16 protein-coding genes and 1 other RNA gene are annotated in these 19,916 nt (G+C 72.7%); 14 read left to right on the top strand and 3 right to left on the bottom strand.

The genetic code is table 11. The features are described from left to right. Nucleotides 1-379: 379 nt before the first annotated feature. Together ACIRO3_RS32620 and ACIRO3_RS32615 are read left to right on the top strand one after the other, a co-directional pair. Entirely contained in the window at nucleotides 380-2,134 is a 1,755-nt protein-coding gene (locus tag ACIRO3_RS32620) for a serine/threonine-protein kinase (RefSeq protein WP_361771726.1), read from the top strand. A 181-nt stretch (nucleotides 2,135-2,315) separates the two neighbouring features. Continuing rightward, entirely contained in the window at nucleotides 2,316-3,566 is a 1,251-nt protein-coding gene (locus tag ACIRO3_RS32615) for a serine/threonine-protein kinase (RefSeq protein WP_404142865.1), read from the top strand. Between the two features lie 82 nt (nucleotides 3,567-3,648). On the opposite strand, the gene ACIRO3_RS32610 is transcribed toward ACIRO3_RS32615, so the two are convergent. Next, nucleotides 3,649-4,698: an isopenicillin N synthase family dioxygenase gene (locus ACIRO3_RS32610; RefSeq protein ID WP_404142862.1), complete on the bottom strand. Its 1,050-nt coding sequence runs from the start codon at nucleotides 4,696-4,698 to the stop codon at nucleotides 3,649-3,651. Between the two features lie 315 nt (nucleotides 4,699-5,013). Here ACIRO3_RS32610 and prfB point away from each other — a divergent pair, with 315 nt between their 5' ends. Beyond that, nucleotides 5,014-6,123, top strand: coding sequence for a peptide chain release factor 2 (gene prfB, locus ACIRO3_RS32605; RefSeq protein WP_404142859.1), 1,110 nt, complete (start codon nucleotides 5,014-5,016; stop codon nucleotides 6,121-6,123). A 226-nt stretch (nucleotides 6,124-6,349) separates the two neighbouring features. Here the strand turns inward: prfB and ACIRO3_RS32600 are convergent, their stop codons facing one another. Further along, complete coding sequence (locus ACIRO3_RS32600) at nucleotides 6,350-6,538, bottom strand: hypothetical protein (protein WP_404142857.1); 189 nt, start codon at nucleotides 6,536-6,538, stop codon at nucleotides 6,350-6,352. Nucleotides 6,539-6,760: 222 nt separating this feature from the next. On the opposite strand from ACIRO3_RS32600, the gene ftsE reads away from it, so the two are divergent. The 5 genes from ftsE (at nucleotide 6,761) to ssrA (ending at nucleotide 10,714) form a co-directional block, all read left to right on the top strand. Next, nucleotides 6,761-7,450 (top strand): cell division ATP-binding protein FtsE, encoded by a 690-nt coding sequence (gene ftsE / locus ACIRO3_RS32595; protein ID WP_053679398.1) that lies wholly within the window; start codon nucleotides 6,761-6,763, stop codon nucleotides 7,448-7,450. A 9-nt stretch (nucleotides 7,451-7,459) separates the two neighbouring features. Next, nucleotides 7,460-8,482, top strand: a complete 1,023-nt coding sequence (gene ftsX / locus ACIRO3_RS32590; RefSeq protein ID WP_361771723.1) for a permease-like cell division protein FtsX — start codon at nucleotides 7,460-7,462, stop codon at nucleotides 8,480-8,482. Between the two features lie 67 nt (nucleotides 8,483-8,549). Next, nucleotides 8,550-9,737, top strand: a complete 1,188-nt coding sequence (locus tag ACIRO3_RS32585) for a S41 family peptidase (RefSeq protein WP_404142854.1) — start codon at nucleotides 8,550-8,552, stop codon at nucleotides 9,735-9,737. 18 nt (nucleotides 9,738-9,755) lie between these two features. Beyond that, a complete protein-coding gene (gene smpB / locus ACIRO3_RS32580; protein ID WP_053679392.1) occupies nucleotides 9,756-10,241 on the top strand; it encodes an SsrA-binding protein SmpB in 486 nt (161 codons plus the stop codon). Nucleotides 10,242-10,325: 84 nt separating this feature from the next. Continuing rightward, nucleotides 10,326-10,714: a transfer-messenger RNA gene (gene ssrA, locus ACIRO3_RS32575) on the top strand. Between the two features lie 107 nt (nucleotides 10,715-10,821). Here the strand turns inward: ssrA and ACIRO3_RS32570 are convergent. Further along, nucleotides 10,822-12,081, bottom strand: coding sequence for an MFS transporter (locus ACIRO3_RS32570; protein WP_404142851.1), 1,260 nt, complete (start codon nucleotides 12,079-12,081; stop codon nucleotides 10,822-10,824). Between the two features lie 84 nt (nucleotides 12,082-12,165). On the opposite strand from ACIRO3_RS32570, the gene ACIRO3_RS32565 reads away from it, so the two are divergent. The 6 genes from ACIRO3_RS32565 (at nucleotide 12,166) to ACIRO3_RS32540 (ending at nucleotide 19,516) form a co-directional block, all read left to right on the top strand. Beyond that, nucleotides 12,166-13,131, top strand: a complete 966-nt coding sequence (locus ACIRO3_RS32565; protein WP_404142849.1) for a LysR family transcriptional regulator — start codon at nucleotides 12,166-12,168, stop codon at nucleotides 13,129-13,131. 97 nt (nucleotides 13,132-13,228) lie between these two features. Next, nucleotides 13,229-14,599, top strand: a complete 1,371-nt coding sequence (locus ACIRO3_RS32560; protein WP_366146898.1) for a nitrate/nitrite transporter — start codon at nucleotides 13,229-13,231, stop codon at nucleotides 14,597-14,599. Nucleotides 14,600-14,703: 104 nt separating this feature from the next. Then, nucleotides 14,704-15,852, top strand: a complete 1,149-nt coding sequence (locus tag ACIRO3_RS32555; RefSeq protein WP_404142846.1) for a uroporphyrinogen-III synthase — start codon at nucleotides 14,704-14,706, stop codon at nucleotides 15,850-15,852. A 74-nt stretch (nucleotides 15,853-15,926) separates the two neighbouring features. Further along, nucleotides 15,927-16,448 carry a GNAT family N-acetyltransferase gene (locus ACIRO3_RS32550; protein ID WP_404142910.1) on the top strand — a complete coding sequence of 174 codons (522 nt, stop codon included), beginning with the start codon at nucleotides 15,927-15,929 and terminating at the stop codon, nucleotides 16,446-16,448. Nucleotides 16,449-16,511: 63 nt separating this feature from the next. Next, nucleotides 16,512-17,081: an ABATE domain-containing protein gene (locus tag ACIRO3_RS32545; protein WP_361771744.1), complete on the top strand. Its 570-nt coding sequence runs from the start codon at nucleotides 16,512-16,514 to the stop codon at nucleotides 17,079-17,081. A gap of 128 nt (nucleotides 17,082-17,209) precedes the next feature. Beyond that, complete coding sequence (locus tag ACIRO3_RS32540; RefSeq protein WP_404142843.1) at nucleotides 17,210-19,516, top strand: HelD family protein; 2,307 nt, start codon at nucleotides 17,210-17,212, stop codon at nucleotides 19,514-19,516. Nucleotides 19,517-19,916 lie beyond the last annotated feature (400 nt).

Below are 19,916 nucleotides of genomic sequence, written 5' to 3'. Positions count from 1 at the left end.
GCCCGATGACCCCCCACCCGGCACGGACGCGTCGTCCGGTCAGGTCTGCCGGAAGGAGGGGCTCCCGTCCCCGCCGTTCCGTACGGGTGCATCCTCGCACCTGTCGCGGACAACACGCCCGGCACCCGGCAACAAATGATCTTGATCGATCGTGACCCGATCCACTCGTCGCGCAAATACGGACAAGCGAGTCGACGAAAGCCAAGGAAAATCGCCTCCGGCATACCCGGTAAAACTCACTCTTCGTACATATGTACGGCAACCAACCCTCGGTGCCCGGCGTCTTCATCCGGGACACCCCCTAGAGTGGGCCGGAAAACCCGCGGCGGAAACAGCCGAAACCAGACGACAGTCAGACGACAGCAGGGGAGCGCGAGACGTGCGGCCAGTCGGCAGCAAATACCTGCTCGAGGAGCCGCTCGGGCGCGGCGCCACGGGCACCGTCTGGCGTGCCCGCCAGCGGGAGACCGCCGGTGCGGAGGCAGCCGTCGCCGGGCAGCCCGGCGAGACCGTGGCCATCAAGGTCCTCAAGGAGGAGCTGGCCCAGGACCCGGACATCGTGATGCGCTTCCTGCGCGAACGCTCCGTCCTGCTGCGCCTGACCCACCCCAACATCGTCCGCACGCGCGACCTCGTCGTCGAGGGCGACCTGCTGGCCCTGGTCATGGACCTGATCGACGGCCCGGACCTGCACCGCTACATCCGCGACAACGGCCCCTTCAGCCCCGTCGCCGCGAGCCTGCTGACCGCCCAGATCGCGGACGCGCTCGCCGCCAGCCACGCCGACGGCGTGGTCCACCGCGACCTGAAGCCCGCCAACGTCCTGCTCGACGAGCGCGGCGGCCAGATGAAGCCGATGCTCACCGACTTCGGCATCGCGCGCCTCGCCGACTCCCCGGGCCTGACCCGCACCCACGAGTTCGTCGGCACCCCCGCCTACGTGGCCCCCGAATCCGCCGAGGGCCGCCCCCAGACCTCCGCCGTCGACATCTACGGCGCGGGCATCCTGCTCTACGAGCTGGTCACCGGCCGCCCGCCGTTCGCCGGCGGCACCGCGCTCGAAGTGCTCCACCGACACCTCAGCGAGGACCCGCAGCGCCCCGCGAACCTGCCCGAGCCGCTCTGGACGGTCATCGAGCACTGCCTGCGCAAGGAGCCCGGCGAGCGCCCGAGCGCCGAGAGCCTGGCGCGCGGCCTGCGCGTGGTCGCCTCCGGCATCGGCGTGCACTCCTCGCCGGCCGAGGTGGAGGCCGCGCTCGGCGTCGCCGCGCTGCTCGCCCCCGACCCCTCGCCCGCCCCGGTCCCCGCGACCCCCGGCGTCGCGGACGCCACCCAGGTGCTCCCCGCCGGCGCGGGCTCCCCGATGGGCGCCTACGACCCGAACGGCATGACCAGCGTCCTGCCGCCGGTCGGCGCGGCCGACGCCACCTCCGTGCTGCCGAGCACCGGCGCGGCCGGCCCGGACCCGACGTCCGTCATGCCGCCCGTGCAGGACGGGCCGCACCCGTGGCAGTCGCAGATGCGGGCCGCCCGGGACCGCAACGAGCAGACCCAGATGCAGTACCTCGACCCGAGCGAGGACCCGCTGCGTCGCCGCCCGCAGCGCCAGGCGCCCCCGCCGCCCCAGCAGCGGCCCCAGCAGCAGCCGTACCGCCAGGGCCCGCCGCCGCAGCAGTACCAGCAGCCGCCCGCGCACCAGCCCCAGTACCAGCAGCCGCCGCAGCAGCAGCCGTACCGTCAGGGCCCGCCGCCGCAGCAGTACCAGCAGCCGCAGCAGCACCAGCCGGTCCACCAGCCGCAGTACCAGCAGCCGCCGCAGCAGCAGCCGCAGTACCAGCAGCCCGGCCGGCCCCAAAGTCCCCCGCCCCGGCAGCCGGCCCCGCGCGAACCCCGCGAACCGCGCCGCCGCAGTGCCAACCCGGTCCGGATCCCCGGCCTCGGCTGCCTCAAGGGCTGCCTGGTCATGATCCTGCTGTTCTTCGTGGCGGGCTGGCTGGTCTGGGAGCTCACCCCGCTCCAGGAATGGGTCGGCACCGGACGCGGCTGGTGGGACCAGGTGTGGACGTGGGGCTCGGACGCGGTCGACTGGGTCACCACCATCGGCGACTCCGCCGGCGGCGGTTCCACCCCCTGACGGCCGATTGACGGTCCACCAGGAGGGCCGGGGACACCCCCCGTAGCGCCGACTTCATGGATTTGTCGACTTCTGGGACGTGATTTCGCCCGCAGAAGTGAAGGTCGCCGCGATGCGGGGCGTTCAACCCCCACCCGGCCGCGTAGCTTTGGTGCGTACGCCAGCCGCTGAGGGAGCAGTCGTGGCACGGAAGATCGGCAGCCGGTACACCGCGCACCAGATCCTTGGGCGCGGCAGCGCGGGCACGGTGTGGCTGGGCGAGGGGCCGGAAGGCCCCGTCGCCGTCAAACTGCTGCGCGAGGACCTCGCGTCCGACCAGGAGCTGGTCGGACGGTTCGTCCAGGAGCGCAGCGCGCTGCTCGGCCTGGAACACCCGCACGTCGTGTCCGTCCGCGACCTCGTCGTCGACGGCAACGACCTCGCCCTCGTCATGGACCTCGTCCGCGGCACGGACCTGCGCACGCGGCTCGACCGCGAACGGCGGCTCGCCCCCGAGGCGGCCGTGGCCATCGTCGCCGACGTCGCGGACGCGCTGGCGGCGGCGCACGCGGCGGGCGTGGTGCACCGCGACGTCAAGCCGGAGAACGTCCTGCTCGACATGCAGGGGCCGCTCGGCCCCGGCGGCGCCCACCCGGCGCTGCTGACCGACTTCGGTGTCGCGAAGCTGATCGACTCGCCGCGCCGCAGCGCCGGGGGCCGGGCCTCGGCGCCCACCACCCGGATCATCGGCACGCCGGACTACCTGGCCCCCGAGATCGTGGAGGGACTCCCGCCGCGCGCGGCCGTCGACATCTACGCGCTGGCCACGGTGCTGTACGAACTGCTCGCGGGGTTCACGCCGTTCGGCGGCGGACACCCGGGGGCGGTGCTCCGACGGCACGTGACCGAGACCGTCGTACCGCTGCCCGGCATCCCGGAAGAGCTGTGGCAGCTCATGGTGCAGTGCCTCGCGAAGGCGCCCGCGTCGCGGTTGCGGGCCTCGGAACTCTCGACCCGGCTGCGGGACCTGTTGCCGATGCTGGCCGGAATCCCGCCGCTGGACGTGGACGAGCCGGACGAGGCCGACACGGAACCGGAACAGACCGAGGAGAAGTCGGCTGACCCGGTGCGGCGACGGGGCGTGGTCCCGCTGGTGCCCGGGTCGGCGACGGACTCCAACCGGGACACGCACACCTCGATGCGGGTGCCCGGCCCGGACGAGCTGGCCGGGGGCGCGCTGGGCACGGCCCGGGTCCCGCGCCCCGCGGGCGGTCACCGGCCGGGTTCCGCCCGGCACCGGGCCGAGACGGTCCGCAAGCGCCGGCTCGTGCTGTCCGCGTCGGCGGTGGCACTGGTGGCGGCGGTCGGGCTGGGCACCTGGTTCGCGGTGTCCGACGGGGACGCGGGCCCCGCGCCGCAGGACAACAAGCAGTCGGGCACGGCGGTCCCGTAGCCGACCGCCGCCGGCCCCCGCACGCCGTGCGGCCGGGCCGGCGTACGTCCGCCGGACCCGGCAGCACCGCGGCCCGCACCGCCTACGCCGAGACCAGCTCCGGGTGCCAGCGCCGGGCCACGGTCGGGTGGGCCCGTACCCAGCCCTTCAGCTCGTTGCGCCCGTACTCGGCGTGCAGCGGGTTCGACGCGTCGTGGGCCACTCCCGGCGCCTCGCCCAGGTACGCGCCCGGGACGGTCTCGACGACCGCGTCCAGCCGCGGGTTGTAGAAGAACGGCACCGAGAAGCGCTCCTGCGCCCCCGGCGGGCTCACCACCCGGTGGTCGGTGGCCCGCAGGTAGCCCTCCGTCGCTATCTCCAGCAGCTCGCCGAGGTTGACCACGAAGGCCCCCGGGAGCGGCGGGATGTCGACGTAGCGGCCCTCCCGTACGACCTGCAGCCCGCCCACCGAGTCCTGGAGCAGCAGCGTCAGGAAGCCGTAGTCCTTGTGCGCGCCCACCCCCTGGTCCGCGCCGGTCGGGGCGGACCCGGGGTAGCGAATCAGCTTCGTGTGCAGGTGCGGACGGTCGGCGAAGGCCGCGTCGAAGAAGTCCGCGGGAGCGCCGATCGAGGTCAGCAGCTCGCGCAGCAGACGGTGTGCCACCGCCGCGAGGCGGGACTGCCAGTCCAGGACGGCCGTGCGGAGCTCGGGCAGGGCCGCCGGCCACTGGTTCGGGCCCTCCAGCCACAGGAACGCCGGGTCGTCCGGTCCGACCACCGGCGCCGCCCGCTCGGCGCCGACGTCCAACTGGTCCCGCCAGTCGGAGGCGCCGCCCGTGAGCTCGTGCCCGATCCGCGTGTAGCCGCGGAAGTGCGGGGAGTTGAGGTTGCTCACGGCCAGCCGATCGGCCTCCGGCAGCGCGAAGAAGGCTCTGGTCAGCTCCAGGATGCGGGCGGTTTCCGACGCGCTGATCCCGTGCCCGGTCAGATAGAGGAAACCGGTGTCCCGGGCGGCCGCGTGCAGCTGCCGCAGGAAGTCCTCGCGCTCTGCGGGGTCGTCGGCCCGGGACAGGTCGATGACGGCGAGGGAGGTCGCGAGGGAGGTGGTGCCAGAGTCGGCACGGGAGGAGGAGGAAGGGTGCGCGGACGGCATGACGGCTCCGTTTCGGATGTCACGGGGTCCTGTTCCCCAGGTATGGCGGGGCAGCGGCCGGGACTGGCCGACGGCAGGGATGGCGCCGGGGCCGGGTGTCCGCGTACAGGACCGAAGTCGGATCGGGGTGGATCAGGCTCGTGCGAGGTCCGGCGGCAGACAGCTCGTGGTGGTGACACGCATGTGGTCCACATGGCGGCGCTTCACGAGGGGGACGGTCATATGCTGAGCGTACGCCCGTGCGAGCGCGTATCCGCACGGGCCGAGCCGGCCTGGCCGGAGAGTGCCGTCCCGCGACCGGCTACGCTGGACCCCGTGGCAGTCGTCGATGTTTCCGAAGAGCTGAAGTCCCTCTCCTCGACCATGGGGTCGATCGAGGCCGTCCTGGACCTCGACAAGCTGAGGGCAGATATCGCCGTGCTCGAGGAGCAGGCCGCCGCGCCGTCCCTGTGGGACGACCCGGAGGCCGCTCAGAAGATCACGAGCAAGCTTTCGCACCTCCAGGCCGAGGTCCGCAAGACCGAGACCCTGCGGGGTCGCATCGACGACCTCTCGGTGCTCTTCGAGCTCGCCCAGGAGATGGACGACGCGGACACCCTCGCGGAAGCGGAGACCGAGCTGGTCTCCGTGCGCAAGGCGCTGGACGAGATGGAGGTCCGGACCCTGCTCTCCGGCGAGTACGCCGAGCGCGAGGCCCTGGTCAACATTCGCGCCGAGGCCGGTGGCGTCGACGCCTCCGACTTCGCCGAGCGCCTCCAGCGCATGTACCTGCGCTGGGCCGAGCGGCACGGCTACCCGACCGAGATCTACGAGACCTCCTACGCGGAGGAGGCCGGCATCAAGTCGACCACCTTCGTGGTCAAGGCCCCGTACGCCTACGGCACCCTCTCCGTCGAGCAGGGCACCCACCGCCTCGTCCGGATCTCGCCCTTCGACAACCAGGGCCGCCGCCAGACCTCCTTCGCGGGCGTCGAGGTGCTGCCGGTCGTCGAGACCAGCGACCACGTCGAGATCGACGAGACCGAGCTGCGCGTCGACGTGTACCGCGCCTCCGGCCCCGGCGGGCAGGGCGTCAACACGACCGACTCGGCCGTGCGCATCACGCACCTCCCCACCGGCATCGTGGTCTCCTGCCAGAACGAGCGCTCGCAGATCCAGAACAAGGCCAGCGCGATGAACGTGCTCCAGGCCAAGCTGCTGGAGCGGCGCCGCCAGGAGGAGAAGGACAAGATGGACGCCCTCAAGGACGGCGGAAGCTCCTGGGGCAACCAGATGCGCTCCTACGTCCTGCACCCGTACCAGATGGTCAAGGACCTGCGGACGGAGTTCGAGGTCGGCAACCCGCAGGCGGTGCTCGACGGCGAGATCGACGGCTTCCTGGAGGCCGGGATCCGCTGGCGCAAGCAGCAGGAGCAGACCGCTTAAGAGCGCAGGACCGCGCCGGACCGCTTGAGGGCGCGTACGGCGTGGACGTGGAAGGGCCCGGGCACCCCAAGGTGTCCGGGCCTTTCCACGTGCGTGCGATCGGGACGCGGCGGAAGAACTGCGCGATCAGAACGCGATCAGACCTGCGCGGGCTCGCCCTACAGGTCTGCCCTACGGGTCTGCACTACGCGGTCTGCACTACGCGGTCTGCACTACGCGGTCTGCACTACGCGGTCTGGGCCACCAGCGCCAGAGCCGCCACCAGCACCACCAGAAGCGCGATGAGCGCCATGGGATTCAGGCCGGCGAAGGGGCCCTCCTGCTGGAGGCGCTCCCGGTTCGCCCGGCACACAGGGCAGCGGCCCTGGTTGACGGGTGCGGCGCAGTTCGCGCACACGAGCCGGTCATATGTCATGCGCTCCTCCTCTCGTCCCCTGGTACAACGGCGAGGGGTACGGGTCCGTTCCCCCTACCACTGTGCCGGCTTCCACGACATTCGGCGCGGCCCGTCCGGGCCATCGCGATCGGGCTGCCCCGAGGCGCTGGACATATCGGTCAAGTCCGGATGCCGGGTCCACACCCCGCGCCCGTTCGCGTATGGTCACGCTCACCTACTCCCGGCGACCGTGGTGCACCCGTGATCCGATTCGACAGTGTCTCCAAGTCCTACCCGAAGCAGAGCCGCCCCGCACTCAGAGATGTCTCGCTGGACATCGCGAAGGGCGAGTTCGTCTTCCTGGTCGGCTCCTCCGGCTCCGGCAAGTCCACGTTCCTGCGGCTGGTGCTGCGCGAGGAGCGGGCGAGCCACGGCCAGGTCCACGTCCTGGGCAAGGACCTCGCCAAACTCTCCAACTGGAAGGTCCCGCACATGCGGCGCCAGCTGGGGACCGTCTTCCAGGACTTCCGGCTCCTCCCCAACAAGACGGTGGCCGAGAACGTCGCCTTCGCGCAGGAGGTCATCGGCAAGCCGCGCGGCGAGATCCGCAAGGCCGTTCCGCAGGTCCTGGAGCTGGTGGGGCTCGGGGGCAAGGAGAGCCGGATGCCCGGTGAGCTCTCCGGCGGCGAGCAGCAGCGCGTGGCCATCGCCCGCGCCTTCGTCAACCGCCCCGCCCTGCTGATCGCGGACGAGCCGACCGGCAACCTCGACCCCCAGACCTCCGTCGGCATCATGAAGCTGCTGGACCGGATCAACCGGACCGGCACCACCGTGATCATGGCGACCCACGACCAGCAGATCGTGGACCAGATGCGCAAGCGCGTCATCGAACTCGAACAGGGCCGTCTCGTGCGCGACCAGTCGCGCGGCGTCTACGGCTACCAGCACTGAAAGGACGCCATGCGCGCCCAGTTCGTCATGTCGGAGATCGGCGTCGGTCTCCGTCGCAATCTCACCATGACCTTCGCGGTCATCATCTCCGTGGCCCTGTCGCTGGCCCTGTTCGGTGGCTCCCTGCTCATGCGCGACCAGGTCAGCGCGATGAAGGGGTACTGGTACGGCAAGGTCAACGTCACGGTCTACCTCTGCAACAAGAGCGACGCCAAGGACGCCACCGACGCCGCCAAGGCCGCCGAACCGCCCGCGGCGGACCCGGCGAAGCCCGACGCGAACAAGCCCGACCCCGCCAAGGGCAACGCCGGGCCGGAGCGGACCAAGCAGCCCTGCGAGAAGGGCGCGGTCACCGACGAGCAGAAGAAGCAGATCGAGACCGACCTGAAGAAGATCGACCTCGTCCAGAACGTCGTGTACGAGTCGTCCGACGAGGCGTTCAAGCACTACAAGGAGCGCTACGGGGACACCGCGCTGGCCTCGGTCGTCACCCCGGACCAGATGCCCGACTCCTTCCGGGTCAAGCTGAAGAACCCGGAGCAGTACGGGGTCATCACGAGCGCCTTCTCGGGGCGCGAGGGCGTCCAGTCGGTCCAGGACCAGAACCGCGAGGTGGAGAGCCTCTTCAGCCTGCTCGGCTCCCTCAACTGGGCCGCTCTCGGCATCATGTTGATCATGCTGGTCGTGGCCTTGCTGCTGATCGTCAACACGGTGCGCGTCTCCGCGTTCAGCCGTCGGCGGGAAACCGGCATCATGCGGCTGGTGGGCGCGTCCAGCTTCTACATCCAGGTGCCGTTCATCATGGAGGCGGCCGTCGCCGGCCTCATCGGCGCGGTGCTCGCCTGCGCGATGCTCGGCGCAGGCCAGTACTTCGTGATCGACCACGGCGTGACGCTCCGCGACAAGCTGGAGTTGATCAACTTCATCGGCTGGGACTCCGTCCTCACCAAGCTGCCGCTGGTGCTCGCGATCGGGCTGCTGATGCCCTCCCTGGCGGCGTTCATCGCGTTGCGCAAGTACCTGAAGGTGTGACAAGCGCCCCGTGTGCGGTCCGGTCAACCCACCGTGGCGCCGCGGGGCTTGTCCTAGACTCGGCGCCATGCCGGGCCTACCCGCTCTCTGTCTCCGGCCCCGCGACCTGCGTCGCGGGGCCGCTTTGACGTTGGCCTTCCTCGCGGCCGTCGGTACCGCCGCGGGCACCGGCTGCTGGGACCGCGCCGACGCCGTGGACACCGCGGGGGTCCTGGTGACCCGTACGCACGACGGCCCCCCGGGCGCGCCCGGGGCGGCCACCGCCGACCGGGAGGCCGTCGCCCGCGCCGCCGCCGAGGCCGCGGCCGAGGGGAAGTCCGGCAAGAAGGCCGCCCAGGACGTCGTCAGCCGCAGCGGCGACCGCTGGGGCATGGTCTACGACCAGAACGAGTACGCGGCCTTCGCCGAGGACCTCGACGGCCGCTGGACCGGTGTCGGGCTCTGGGCCGAGCGCCGCGCCGACGGCCGCATCGAGGTGGACCGGGTACAGCCCGGCAGCCCCGCCTCCCGGGCCGGGCTGCGGGCCGGCGACCGGCTGCTGAGCGTGGACGGCCAGGGCGTCACGGGCCGGTCCGTCGCCGACGTGGTGGCCCTGCTGCGCGGCCGGGCCGACACCCCGGTGGTGTTGGGCCTCAGCCGCGCGGGCGCCGGCCTCACCGAGACCGTCCGCCGGCAGCAGCTGCGCGTGGATCCGGTGACGGTGCGCCGCCTCGCGGACGGCGTCACCGTCATCAAGGTGGCCTCGTTCACGCGGGGTTCGGGGGAGCGGGTACGGGCCGCCGTCCGCGCGGCCCCGCCGGGCGCCGGGCTGATGCTGGACCTGCGCGGGAATCCGGGCGGGCTGGTCACCGAGGCGGTGACCGCCGCCTCCGCCTTCCTCGACGGCGGTCTGGTGGCGACGTACGACGTACGGGGCGCGGAGCGGGCGCTGTACGCGGAGCCGGGCGGGGACACCGCGCGGCCGCTGGTGGCCCTGGTCGACGGCGGCACGATGAGCGCGGCCGAACTGGTCACCGGCGCCCTCCAGGACCGGGGCCGCGCGGTGACGGTCGGCAGCCGCACCTTCGGCAAGGGTTCGGTGCAGATGCCGACGGAACTCCCGGACGGTTCGGTGGCCGAGCTGACGGTCGGCACGTACCGCACGCCGGCGGGCCGCAGCCTCGACGGCAGCGGCATCGACCCGGACCTGTCGGCGGCCGAGGGGACCGAGGAGCGGGCCCACAAGGTATTGGGTGGCCTTCGGGTGGGTCGGTAGTGCGAAAATGACCGCACTATGGCTAAGGAAAAAGGGCGCAAGCTGATCGCCCAGAACAAGAAGGCGCGGCACGACTACACGATCCTCGACACCTACGAGTGCGGTCTCGTGCTCACGGGCACCGAGGTCAAGTCCCTGCGTCAGGGTCGGGCGTCGCTGGTGGACGGCTTCGTGTCGATGGAGGGCAACGAGGCCTGGCTGTACAACGTGCACGTGCCGGAGTACAGCCAGGGCACGTGGACCAACCACAGCTCGCGGCGCAAGCGCAAGCTCCTGATGCACCGGGAGGAGATCGACAAGCTGGACTCGAAGTCGTCGGAGTCGGGTCACACGATCGTGCCCCTGTCCCTGTACTTCAAGGACGGCCGCGCGAAGGTCGAGATCGCGCTGGCCAAGGGCAAGAAGGAGTACGACAAGCGACAGACCCTGCGGGAGAAGCAGGACACCCGCGAGACGAACCGCGCCGTGGCGGCCGTCCGACGCAAGCAGCGGGGCACGGTGTAATCACCTGGCATCCCGAGGTCCACTTCGCGTAGGATGGCGTCAGCGCCTCCCGCTCGCGGGTGGGGTCACTTGATAAAAAAACATGGGGATGATCGGTTTCGACAGCGGATGTCGATGCAGGGGAAGCGAGCCGAGGAAGCGGCAATGATCTCGTAAACCATATGTCGCAAACAATAATCGCCAACTCCAAGAGCGATAACTCCCGCTTCACCCTCGCTGCCTAATAACAGTGAGCTGAAGCCTCTGTGAGGAGCGTCAGCCCGGAAGTGGTCCCGGTCCGGATCCTGGCGTCAACTAGGGATCTAAACCTCTAGCCCCGGTCACGGGGGTTTGAGGGAAATCAAACAGTGACTGAGCCCGTCGGAGACTTGTCCGTGTGATCTCCGGGGCTGAGAAAAGCGCAGCGGAATGCGCTCGGAGAAGCCCTGCTTCTGCACCGTTGGACGCGGGTTCGATTCCCGCCATCTCCACTCATCCCATGTGGGCAAAGGCCCCGCGGCTCCGGCTGCGGGGCCTTTGTCATGCCCGGGGGCATGGCCTCGGGCCCGCCGGCGTCGCGCCGCCGGCGACGGCATCACCGTCAGCCGGTACGCCTCAGGGGCGCGCGGGAGGCGAGGCCGAGCAGGAGCGCGGCCAGGGCCGCCGCGGCCGGCAGGGCGTAGGCGGAGGTGGTGCCGAGGTGTTCGACGGCGGCGCCGGCCGCCGCGGAGCCCGCGGCGATGCCCGCGAGGATCGCGGTGACGGCGAGGGTCATGCCCTCGTTGAGGCGCCCCTCGGGCGTGCGGCGGTGGACCTCGGACATGGCCGTCACCATCGTCGGGGCCGTGGCCGCGCCCGCCAGGAGCAGGGCCAGGGCCAGCGGGACGAGGGAACCGCCGGCCGCCGCCCAGGGGAGGGCCATCGCCGCGCACAGGACGACCAGGCAGGCGCGCAGGCCGCGCGGGCGCCGGGTGCCGTAGAGCAGACCGGCGGCGCAGGAGCCGGCGGCCTGGAGGGCCAGGACCGGGCCCGCGGCGGCGCCCAGGCCGTGGGCGTCGAGGTGGGCGATCGAGGTGACCTCCATCGAGCCGAAGATCACTCCGGTGGCGGCGAAGAGGCCCAGGAGCGGCAGCAGGGCCGGCAGCGGTGACGAGGAGCGGGCGGGTCGGACCCCGGTGGGCGGCGGCTCGGTGGCGCGCTGGGCGGCGAAGACCAGCACGCCGACGAGGAGCAGCGACGCGGCGGCGAGGGTCCCGGCCTCCGGGAAGACGAGCGTGCACAGCGAGGCGGCGGCGACCGGGCCGAGCAGGTAGCAGAGTTCGTCGGCGGCCTGCTCGAAGGACATCGCCGTGTGGTGGTCGGCCGGGGCGTCGCGCAGCAGCAGGGTCCAGCGGGCCCGGGACATGCCGCCGATGTTGGGGGTGGTGGCCGTCGCCGCGTACGAGGCGAACAGGGTCCAGGTCGGGGCCTGCGTACGGACGCACGCGATCAGGCAGAGCGAGCCCAGCACCGCGATCAGGGTGGCGGGGACGGCGATCCGGGCCTGCCCGAAGCGGTCGACGAGTCGGGCCGTCCACGGCGCGACGAGCGCGGTGGCGGCCAGGCCGGTGGCGGTGACCGCGCCGGCGAGGGCGTACGAGCCGCGCTGGCCGGCGATCATCATCACCGCGCTGATCCCGAACATGCCCATGGGCAGCCGGGCGACGAGGTTGCCGGCGGTGAAGGCGCGGGTGCCGGGTCGGGCGAAGAGGCGGCGGTAGGGGCCGCCGCGGGAGGCGCGCGGGCGGCGGCGCGGGGGCGGCGGCGGGCCGGTCAGGACGAGGGTGGTGCCGGTGACGGTCATCAGGGTCGGGGCGGGCATGACCCAAGGCTGCGGGCCGGCTCCCGGCCGGGTCCAACACCTGTTCCCGGCCGATTCACCGCATTCCGTTGTTAGTGTCCGGGGGTGAACTCCCGTGATGTGGACCCCCGCCTGCTGCGCGGGTTCGTGGCCGTGGCCGAGGAACTGCACTTCTCCCGCGCCGCCGCCCGGCTGTACGTCGCCCAGCAGGCCCTCAGCAGGGACGTCCGCCGGCTGGAGGAGACCCTGGGCGCGGGCCTGTTCACCCGGACGACCCGCGCCGTGGAACTGACCGCCGACGGGCAGCGGCTGCTGCCGCTCGCGCACAAGGTGCTGGCCGCGCACACCGAACTGGCCGCCGCCTTCAGCGAACCCGGACCGCTGCTGGTCGACCTGAACAGCGACGGCCCGAGTTCCGCGCGCAGCGTGCTGGACCGGGCCCGCGCGCTCGCCCCGGGCTGTGAGCTGATGGCCCGGTTCGAGAGCGGGCTGACCCATGCCGCGGCGGAGATCGCCGCGGGCCGCCTCGACGTGTCCTTCGGCTACGCGCACGGCCTGGAGCCCGCGGCGCGCGCCCGCCTGGCCCACACCCTCGTACGGTACGAGCCGCTCGCCGTGCTGCTGCCCGACGGGCACCCGCTGGCGGCGCTGGAGCGGGTGCCGCTGGCGGCCCTGGCCGGGGAGACCGTGTACGCGGGGGCGGGCAACCCGCGGACCCTGGAGTGGACCCGGCTGGTGCGGGAGCTGTTCGACGGGCGGGGGATCGCGTCGGCGCCGCCCGCGCCGGTGGCCGTGGGCAAGGAGGAGTTCGGGCGCGTGATGGCCAAGACCCGCACCCCGGTCCTGGTCACCGTGGACTTCACCGACCTGCCCGGCTGCGCCAAACGCCCGCTGGTCGCTCCCGTGCCGCTGTCCCCGCTGTCGATGGTGTGGCGCAAGGGGCTGCGCCACCCGGGCCTGGACGCCCTCGTCCGGGCGGCCGCCGAACTGGCGGCCGAGCGCGGCTGGCTGGAGGTGCCGGCCGGGAGCCTGCTGCCGGCGGCGCTCACAGGCGGCCCCGCCGACGGGTGAGTGCAAGGTTTCCCGCCGGTCATCGGGCGGTGACCCGGGCCGAAACGCGCGCCTCCTACGGTCGGCACCACGGACGCGACAGCTGTGGAGGCGTGTGATGACCCGTACGACCGCACCGCGCAAGGGGGGCCGCTGGATCGAGCGGTGGGATCCGGAGGACGAGGTCTTCTGGCGGGAGACCGGGGAGCGGGTGGCCCGGCGCAACCTGCTCTACTCGGTGCTCTCCGAGCACATCGGGTTCTCCGTCTGGTCGCTGTGGTCCGTGATGGTGCTCTTCATGGGCCCGGCGTACGGGATCGACCCGGCCGGGAAGTTCTTCCTCATCGCCACCGCCACGGCCGTCGGCGCCCTCGTCCGGATCCCCTACACCTTCGCCGTCGCCCGGTTCGGCGGCCGCAACTGGACCGTGGTCAGCGCCCTGCTGCTGCTCGCGCCGACCGTGGCCGCGCTGGTGGTCATGGAACCCGGCACCTCCTACGGCACCTTCCTCGCGGTCGCCGCCCTGACCGGCGTGGGCGGGGGCAACTTCGCCTCCTCCATGACCAACATCAACGCGTTCTTCCCGCTGCGCAAGAAGGGCTGGGCGCTCGGACTGAACGCGGGCGGCGGCAACATCGGCGTGCCCGTCGTGCAGCTCGCGGCCCTGCTGGTCATCGGCACCGCCGGCGCCGGCCACCCCCGGCTGCTGCTCGCGGCGTACGTCCCGCTGATCGTGACCGCGGCCGCGCTGGCGCTCGTACGGATGGACAACCTGGCGCCGGTGCGCGGTGACGTGGGCGCCGTCCGGGACGCGGCGCGGGACCCGCACACCTGGATCATGGCCTTCCTGTACATCGGCAGTTTCGGGTCCTTCATCGGCTACGGCTTCGCCTTCGGGCTGGTGCTCCAGACCCAGTTCGGCCGGACCCCGCTCCAGGCCGCCTCGCTGACCTTCATCGGGCCGCTGCTCGGCTCGCTGGTGCGACCGGTGGGCGGGGCGCTCGCCGACCGGCTCGGCGGCGCCCGGATCACCCTGGCCGCCTTCGTGGCGATGGCGCTCGCGACCTCGGTGGTGATCCTGGCCTCCGTACGGGAGTCGCTCCCGGTGTTCCTGGTCGGCTTCGTGGCGCTGTTCGCGCTGAGCGGCCTCGGCAACGGCTCCACGTACAAGATGATCCCCGGCATCTTCCAGGCGAAGGCCCTGGCGCAGGGCCTGGGCGGCGAGGAGGCCGCCGCCCGCGGGCGGCGGCTGTCCGGGGCCTCGATGGGGCTGATCGGCGCCGTGGGGGCCCTGGGCGGGCTCGGCATCAACCTGGTGTTCCGGGAGGCGTTCTCGCGCTCCGGGTCGGGCACGGCCGCCTTCGTGACCTTCCTCGGCTTCTACGCGGTGTGCTGCGCGGTCACCTGGGCGGTATACCTTCGCCGGCCGGCCGGCGCGCCCGCCACCGGACCGCAGGCGGCGGCGAAACCACAGCTCACCTCGGTGTAACGCCGGTTAACGGCGACGAAATACGACGGAACCGAGCCTGACACGGCGACTTGGCAGGCTCGGCCCCGTTACGCGCGCACCTCTCGGGCAAGGCAGGACACCACATGGACGCTTCGGACACCGGCCCGCTCGCCGGCTTCACCGTCGGGGTCACCGCCGCCCGGCGGGCCGACGACCTGATCGCCCTGCTGCGCCGGCGCGGGGCCTCCGTGCTGCACGCGCCGGCCCTGCGGATCGTTCCGCTCGCCGACGACGGCGAACTCCTCGCCGCCACCAAGGAACTGATCCACCGCACACCGGACGCCGTGGTGGCGACCACCGCCATCGGTTTCCGCGGCTGGATCGAGGCCGCCGACGGATGGGGGATCGGCGAGGAACTGCTCGCCGGCCTGCGCGCCACCGAACTGCTCGCGCGCGGACCGAAGGTGAAGGGCGCCGTCCGGGCCGCCGGGCTCGTGGAGGCCTGGTCGCCCGCCTCCGAGTCCCTCGCCGAGGTACTGGACCGGCTGCTCGCCCAGGGGGTGGCCGGGCGGCGCATCGCCCTGCAACTGCACGGCGAACCGCTGCCCGGCTTCGTCGAATCCCTGCGGGCGGGCGGGGCCGAGGTCGTGGTGGTGCCCGTCTACCGCTGGATGCCGCCCCAGGACCCGGCGCCGCTCGACCGGCTGCTGGACGCGGTGGCCGCCGGCGCGGTGGACGCCGTCAGCTTCACCTCGGCCCCGGCCGTGGTCTCGATGCTGTCCCGGGCCGACCACCTGGGGATGCGGGAGGCGGTCCTGGCCGGGCTGCGCGGGGACGTGCTCTCGGCGTGCGTGGGGCCGGTGACCGCGCTCCCGTTGCAGGCCGAGGGGGTGGTCACGGTGCAGCCGGAACGCTTCCGGCTGGGGCCGCTGGTCCAACTGCTCTGCCGGGAACTGCCGGCGCGGGCGCGGGTGCTGCCGGTCGCCGGGCACCGGGTGGAGATCCGGGGCCACGCGGTGCTGGTCGACACCGAGCTGCGGCCGGTGCCGCCGGCCGGGATGGCCCTGCTCGGGGCGCTGGTCCGGCGGCCGGGCTGGGTCGTGGGCCGCGCGGAACTCCTGCGGGCGCTGCCGGGCGCCGGACGCGACGAACACGCGGTGGAGACGGCGATGGCCCGGCTGCGGGTGGCGTTGGGGGCGCCGAGGCTGATCCAGACGGTGGTCAAACGGGGGTACCGGCTGTCCGTGGACGCGGGAGGCGTCGGAGACTGCGGGGTACCGCCGGCGCGATGAGGGGCTCCGGCCGGGGGTGTCGGGGGCGGGAGGGTCCGGGTTAGCGTGCCGTCGTGATCGTTGACGGAGTGGAGATGAGGGGCGTCCGGATCGAGGACGCCGCCGGCCTGGCCGACGTACTGCGGCGCAACCGCGCCCACATGGCGCCCTTCGAGCCCTACCGGGACGAGCGGTTCTACACCGAGGTCGGCCAGGGCGAACGGATCGCGGGCCTGCTCGCCGAGCGGGACGGCGGACGCACGGTGCCGTTCGTCCTGGTCGCCGGGGACGTGCCCGTCGGCGGCATCAACCTCGGCGGCATCGCCCTGGGACCGCTGCGCAGCGGCGGGGTCGGCTACTGGATCGACGAGGCCTGGGCCGGGAAGGGACTGGCCACCGCCGCCGTCGAGGAGGTGTGCCGGATCGCCCGCGACGAGCTGGGCCTGCACCGGGTCGAGGCGGGCACGCTGGTCGACAACCTGGCCTCGCAGCGGGTGTTGGCGAAGGCCGGCTTCGAGCAGTACGGCCTTGCGCCCCGGTTCCTCCACATCGACGGAGCCTGGCGCGACCACCGTCTCTTCCAACGGATCCTGCACGACGACCCGCCCGCCCTCTAGCCGCTTCGTCGGTGGGCGGGCACTCTGGGGAGGCGGCCCACGGCAACCGAGGCGGTGACCGGTATGTGGTTCGACTCCGGGCGGGTCTGCCTGGACCTGCTGGCCACCTTCGACGCCCATCGGCACGCCGAGGGCATCCGCGACGGCGACGAGCTGCGCCTGTGGCTCGTCGGGGCCGGGCTGGTGCCCGACCGGACGCCGCTGGGCCGGTTGGGGCCCGACTGGGTGGAGGCCTTCCGGGCGCTGCGCGCCGACGTGGAGAGCCTCGTACGGGCCGAACTGGCCGGCGCCGGACCCGACGAGGGAGCACTCGCCCGGGTCAACGCGGCGGCCGCCGGTCCACCCCCGGGCCTGTGTGCCGTTCGGGACCAAGAAGGGCACCTCGTACGGGAGTTGTGCGCGGGAGTGGAATGCCCCGGACTGCTCGCGGCCGTGGCCCGCGACGCCGTCGAACTGCTGACCGACCCCGGGGACCGGGCGCTGCTGCGGGCCTGCGAGGGCGAGGGCTGCGCCCGGGTCTACCTGGACACCTCGCGGGGCCACCGGCGCCGCTGGTGCTCCAGCGAGTCGTGCGGGAACCGCGAACGCGTCGCCCGGCACCGGCGGCGGGTGCTCGCCGCCGGATCGGCCTAGGCCCTGTCGTCACCCCCCGCACACGGCCGTTCGTGGCGATCCCCGGACGGTCCCGGAACGGGCGTGCGGACAAGGCCCTGGTTCGCGTACGGTTGACGGTCGCCCATGCACGTCAGAAGGGGGCCTTGGTGGCCGCGCAGAATGCCGCTGTCGACAGCACGGCGGATTCCGTCCGCGATCGGGAGATCGCGGTCGAGCAGACGCATCTCGATCACGTGTACCGACGCCTTGAGGAGAAGATCCACGAGGCGGAGTTCCTGATGAACGACGCCGCCAAACGCGGGCAGGTCGGCACGCCCGGCGCGCTCGCCGAGCGCGACGCGCAGGTCTTTCGCGCCGGGATCCACCTCAACCGGCTCAACAACGAGTTCGAGGACTTCCTCTTCGGCCGGATCGACCTCGTCCTCGGCAAGGACGGGGAACGCGGCCCGGACGGCGCGTACACCTCGGTCGAGCCGGCCGACGACGCGATTCGAGCCGATCTCACCGCCGACATCGCGGAGACCCTGCACATCGGGCGGATCGGCGTCCTCGACTCCGACTACGCGCCGCTCGTCATCGACTGGCGGGCGCCGGCGGCCGCGCCGTTCTACCGCTCCACGCCGAAGGAACCCGGCCGGGTCGTGCGCCGCCGCGTGATCCGCTCCAAGGGCCGCAAGGTGCTCGGTGTCGAGGACGACCTGATGCGCCCCGAGGTCACCGCCTCCCTCGACGGCGAGGAACTGCCCGCCATCGGCGACGGCGCCCTGATGGCGGCGCTCGGGCGGGCCCGTACGCACTCCATGCGGGACATCGTCTCGTCGATCCAGGCCGAGCAGGACCTGGTCATCCGGGCCCCCGCCGCCTCCGTCGCGGAGGTCGCCGGCGGCCCCGGCACCGGGAAGACGGCCGTGGCCCTGCACCGGGCCGCCTACCTGCTCTACCAGGACCGCCGGCGCTACTCCGGCGGCATCCTGATCGTCTCCCCGACTCCGCTGCTCGTCGCCTACACCGAGGGCGTGCTGCCCTCGCTCGGCGAGGAGGGCCAGGTCGCCATCAGGGCGCTCGGCTCGCTCGTCGACGGGGCCGAGGCGAGCACGTACGACGACCCGGCCGTGGCCCGCGTCAAGGGCTCCTCCCGGATGCTCAAGGTGCTGCGCAAGGCCGTACGGGGCGCCCTGGAGCTGGGCGAGGCCCCGGAGCGGCTGCGCGTGGTGGCCTTCGGCCGCCGCCAGGAGCTGGAGGCCGACGAGCTGAACCGGATCCGGCAGAACGTGCTCGGCGGCACCGCGCCGGTGAACCTGCTGCGCCCGCGCGCCCGCAAGCTGCTGCTGGACGCCCTCTACGCGAGGTCCGGCGCGAACGGCCGGCACAGCGATCCGGAACTCGCCGCCGAGCTGCGGTCCGCCTTCGACGAGGACATCTCGACGGAGGACGCCTTCATCGACTTCCTGAACGCCTGGTGGCCCGAGCTCACCCCGCGCGGGGTGCTGGCCGCGATGGCCGACGAACGCAGGCTCGGCCGCTGGTCGCGCCGGGACCTGAACCCCCGCGAGGCCCGCCGGCTGGCCCGCTCGCTGCGCCGGATCGGTCCGGACGGCAAGGGGCCGCTGTCGGTCCACGACGTGGCGCTGCTCGACGAGCTCCAGCAATTGCTCGGGGCGCCCGCGCGGCCCAGGCGCAAGCGGGAATTCGATCCGCTGGACCAGCTGAGCGGGCTGGAGGAGCTGATGCCGACCCGCGAGGAGACCCAGTGGGAGCGGGCCGAGCGGCTCGCGGCGGAGCGCACCGAGTACGCGCACGTCATCGTCGACGAGGCGCAGGACCTGACGCCGATGCAGTGGCGGATGGTGGGCCGGCGGGGCCGGCACGGAACCTGGACGGTCGTCGGCGACCCGGCGCAGTCCTCCTGGACGGATCCGCAGGAGGCGGCGGCGGCCCGCGACGAAGCCCTGGGGTCCCGGCCGCGCCGACGCTTCACGCTGACCGTGAACTACCGCAACCCCGCCGAGGTGGCGGAGGTGGCGGCCCGGGTGCTGAAACTGGCCATGCCGGGGATGGAGCCGCCGACCGCGGTGCGGTCCACGGGGCTGGAGCCGCGCTTCACGGCCGCCGCGGGCGACCTCGGCGAGAGCGTCCGGGAGGAGACCCGGCGGCTGTTGGAGCAGGTGGACGGCACGGTGGGCGTGGTCGTGGCCATGGACCGCCGGGCGGAGGCGACCGGCTGGCTGGCGGACCTGGGCGAACGCGCGGTCGCGCTGGGCAGCCTGGAGGCCAAGGGGCTGGAGTACGACGCTACGGTGGTGGTGTCCCCGGCGGAGATCGCGGACGAGTCGGAGGCGGGGCTGCGGGTGCTGTACGTGGCCCTGACGCGCGCCACGCAGCAGCTGACGGTGGTATCGGCCGAACGCGACGCCCCCGACGGGGACGGCGTCCCGACGCTGCTGAGGCGGTAGCCGGCCCGCGTCCCGGCGGGCGTGCCCGCCGGACGCTGGGCCGATCGGCCCGCGGCCAGGGGTGTGGTCCCAGAGTCAAGTGCCTGGAGGGGGGTCGCTTCCGGCGATCCTTTGTTAGCCTGGGTACGGCACCGACTCGATCCAAGCCCCCGGGCCCAACCTTCGTCGCTCAGAGCGACCACTTGCCGCGAGGCGAGCATGGCGGGTCGGTGTCATATACGTGAAGAACAGGTCTGCCCCGACACTTCGGTGCCGGGGCAGGCCTGTTTTGCGTGGCCGGAAGCCCTTCCGGGAGCCCGGCATATCTCGTATGGTGGAAGTGTCTTTCCGAAATTTGTAGCTGGTTACCTTTTACCGGCTGGTAGGTGGGACGATCGGACAAGAGGTCCTGCCGCACCAG

Source organism: Streptomyces sp. NPDC102278 (assembly GCF_044766345.1).
GTDB lineage: Bacteria > Actinomycetota > Actinomycetes > Streptomycetales > Streptomycetaceae > Streptomyces.
The sequence above is the reverse complement of the archived record's forward strand: the minus strand, read 5'-3'. Positions and strand labels throughout refer to the sequence as shown.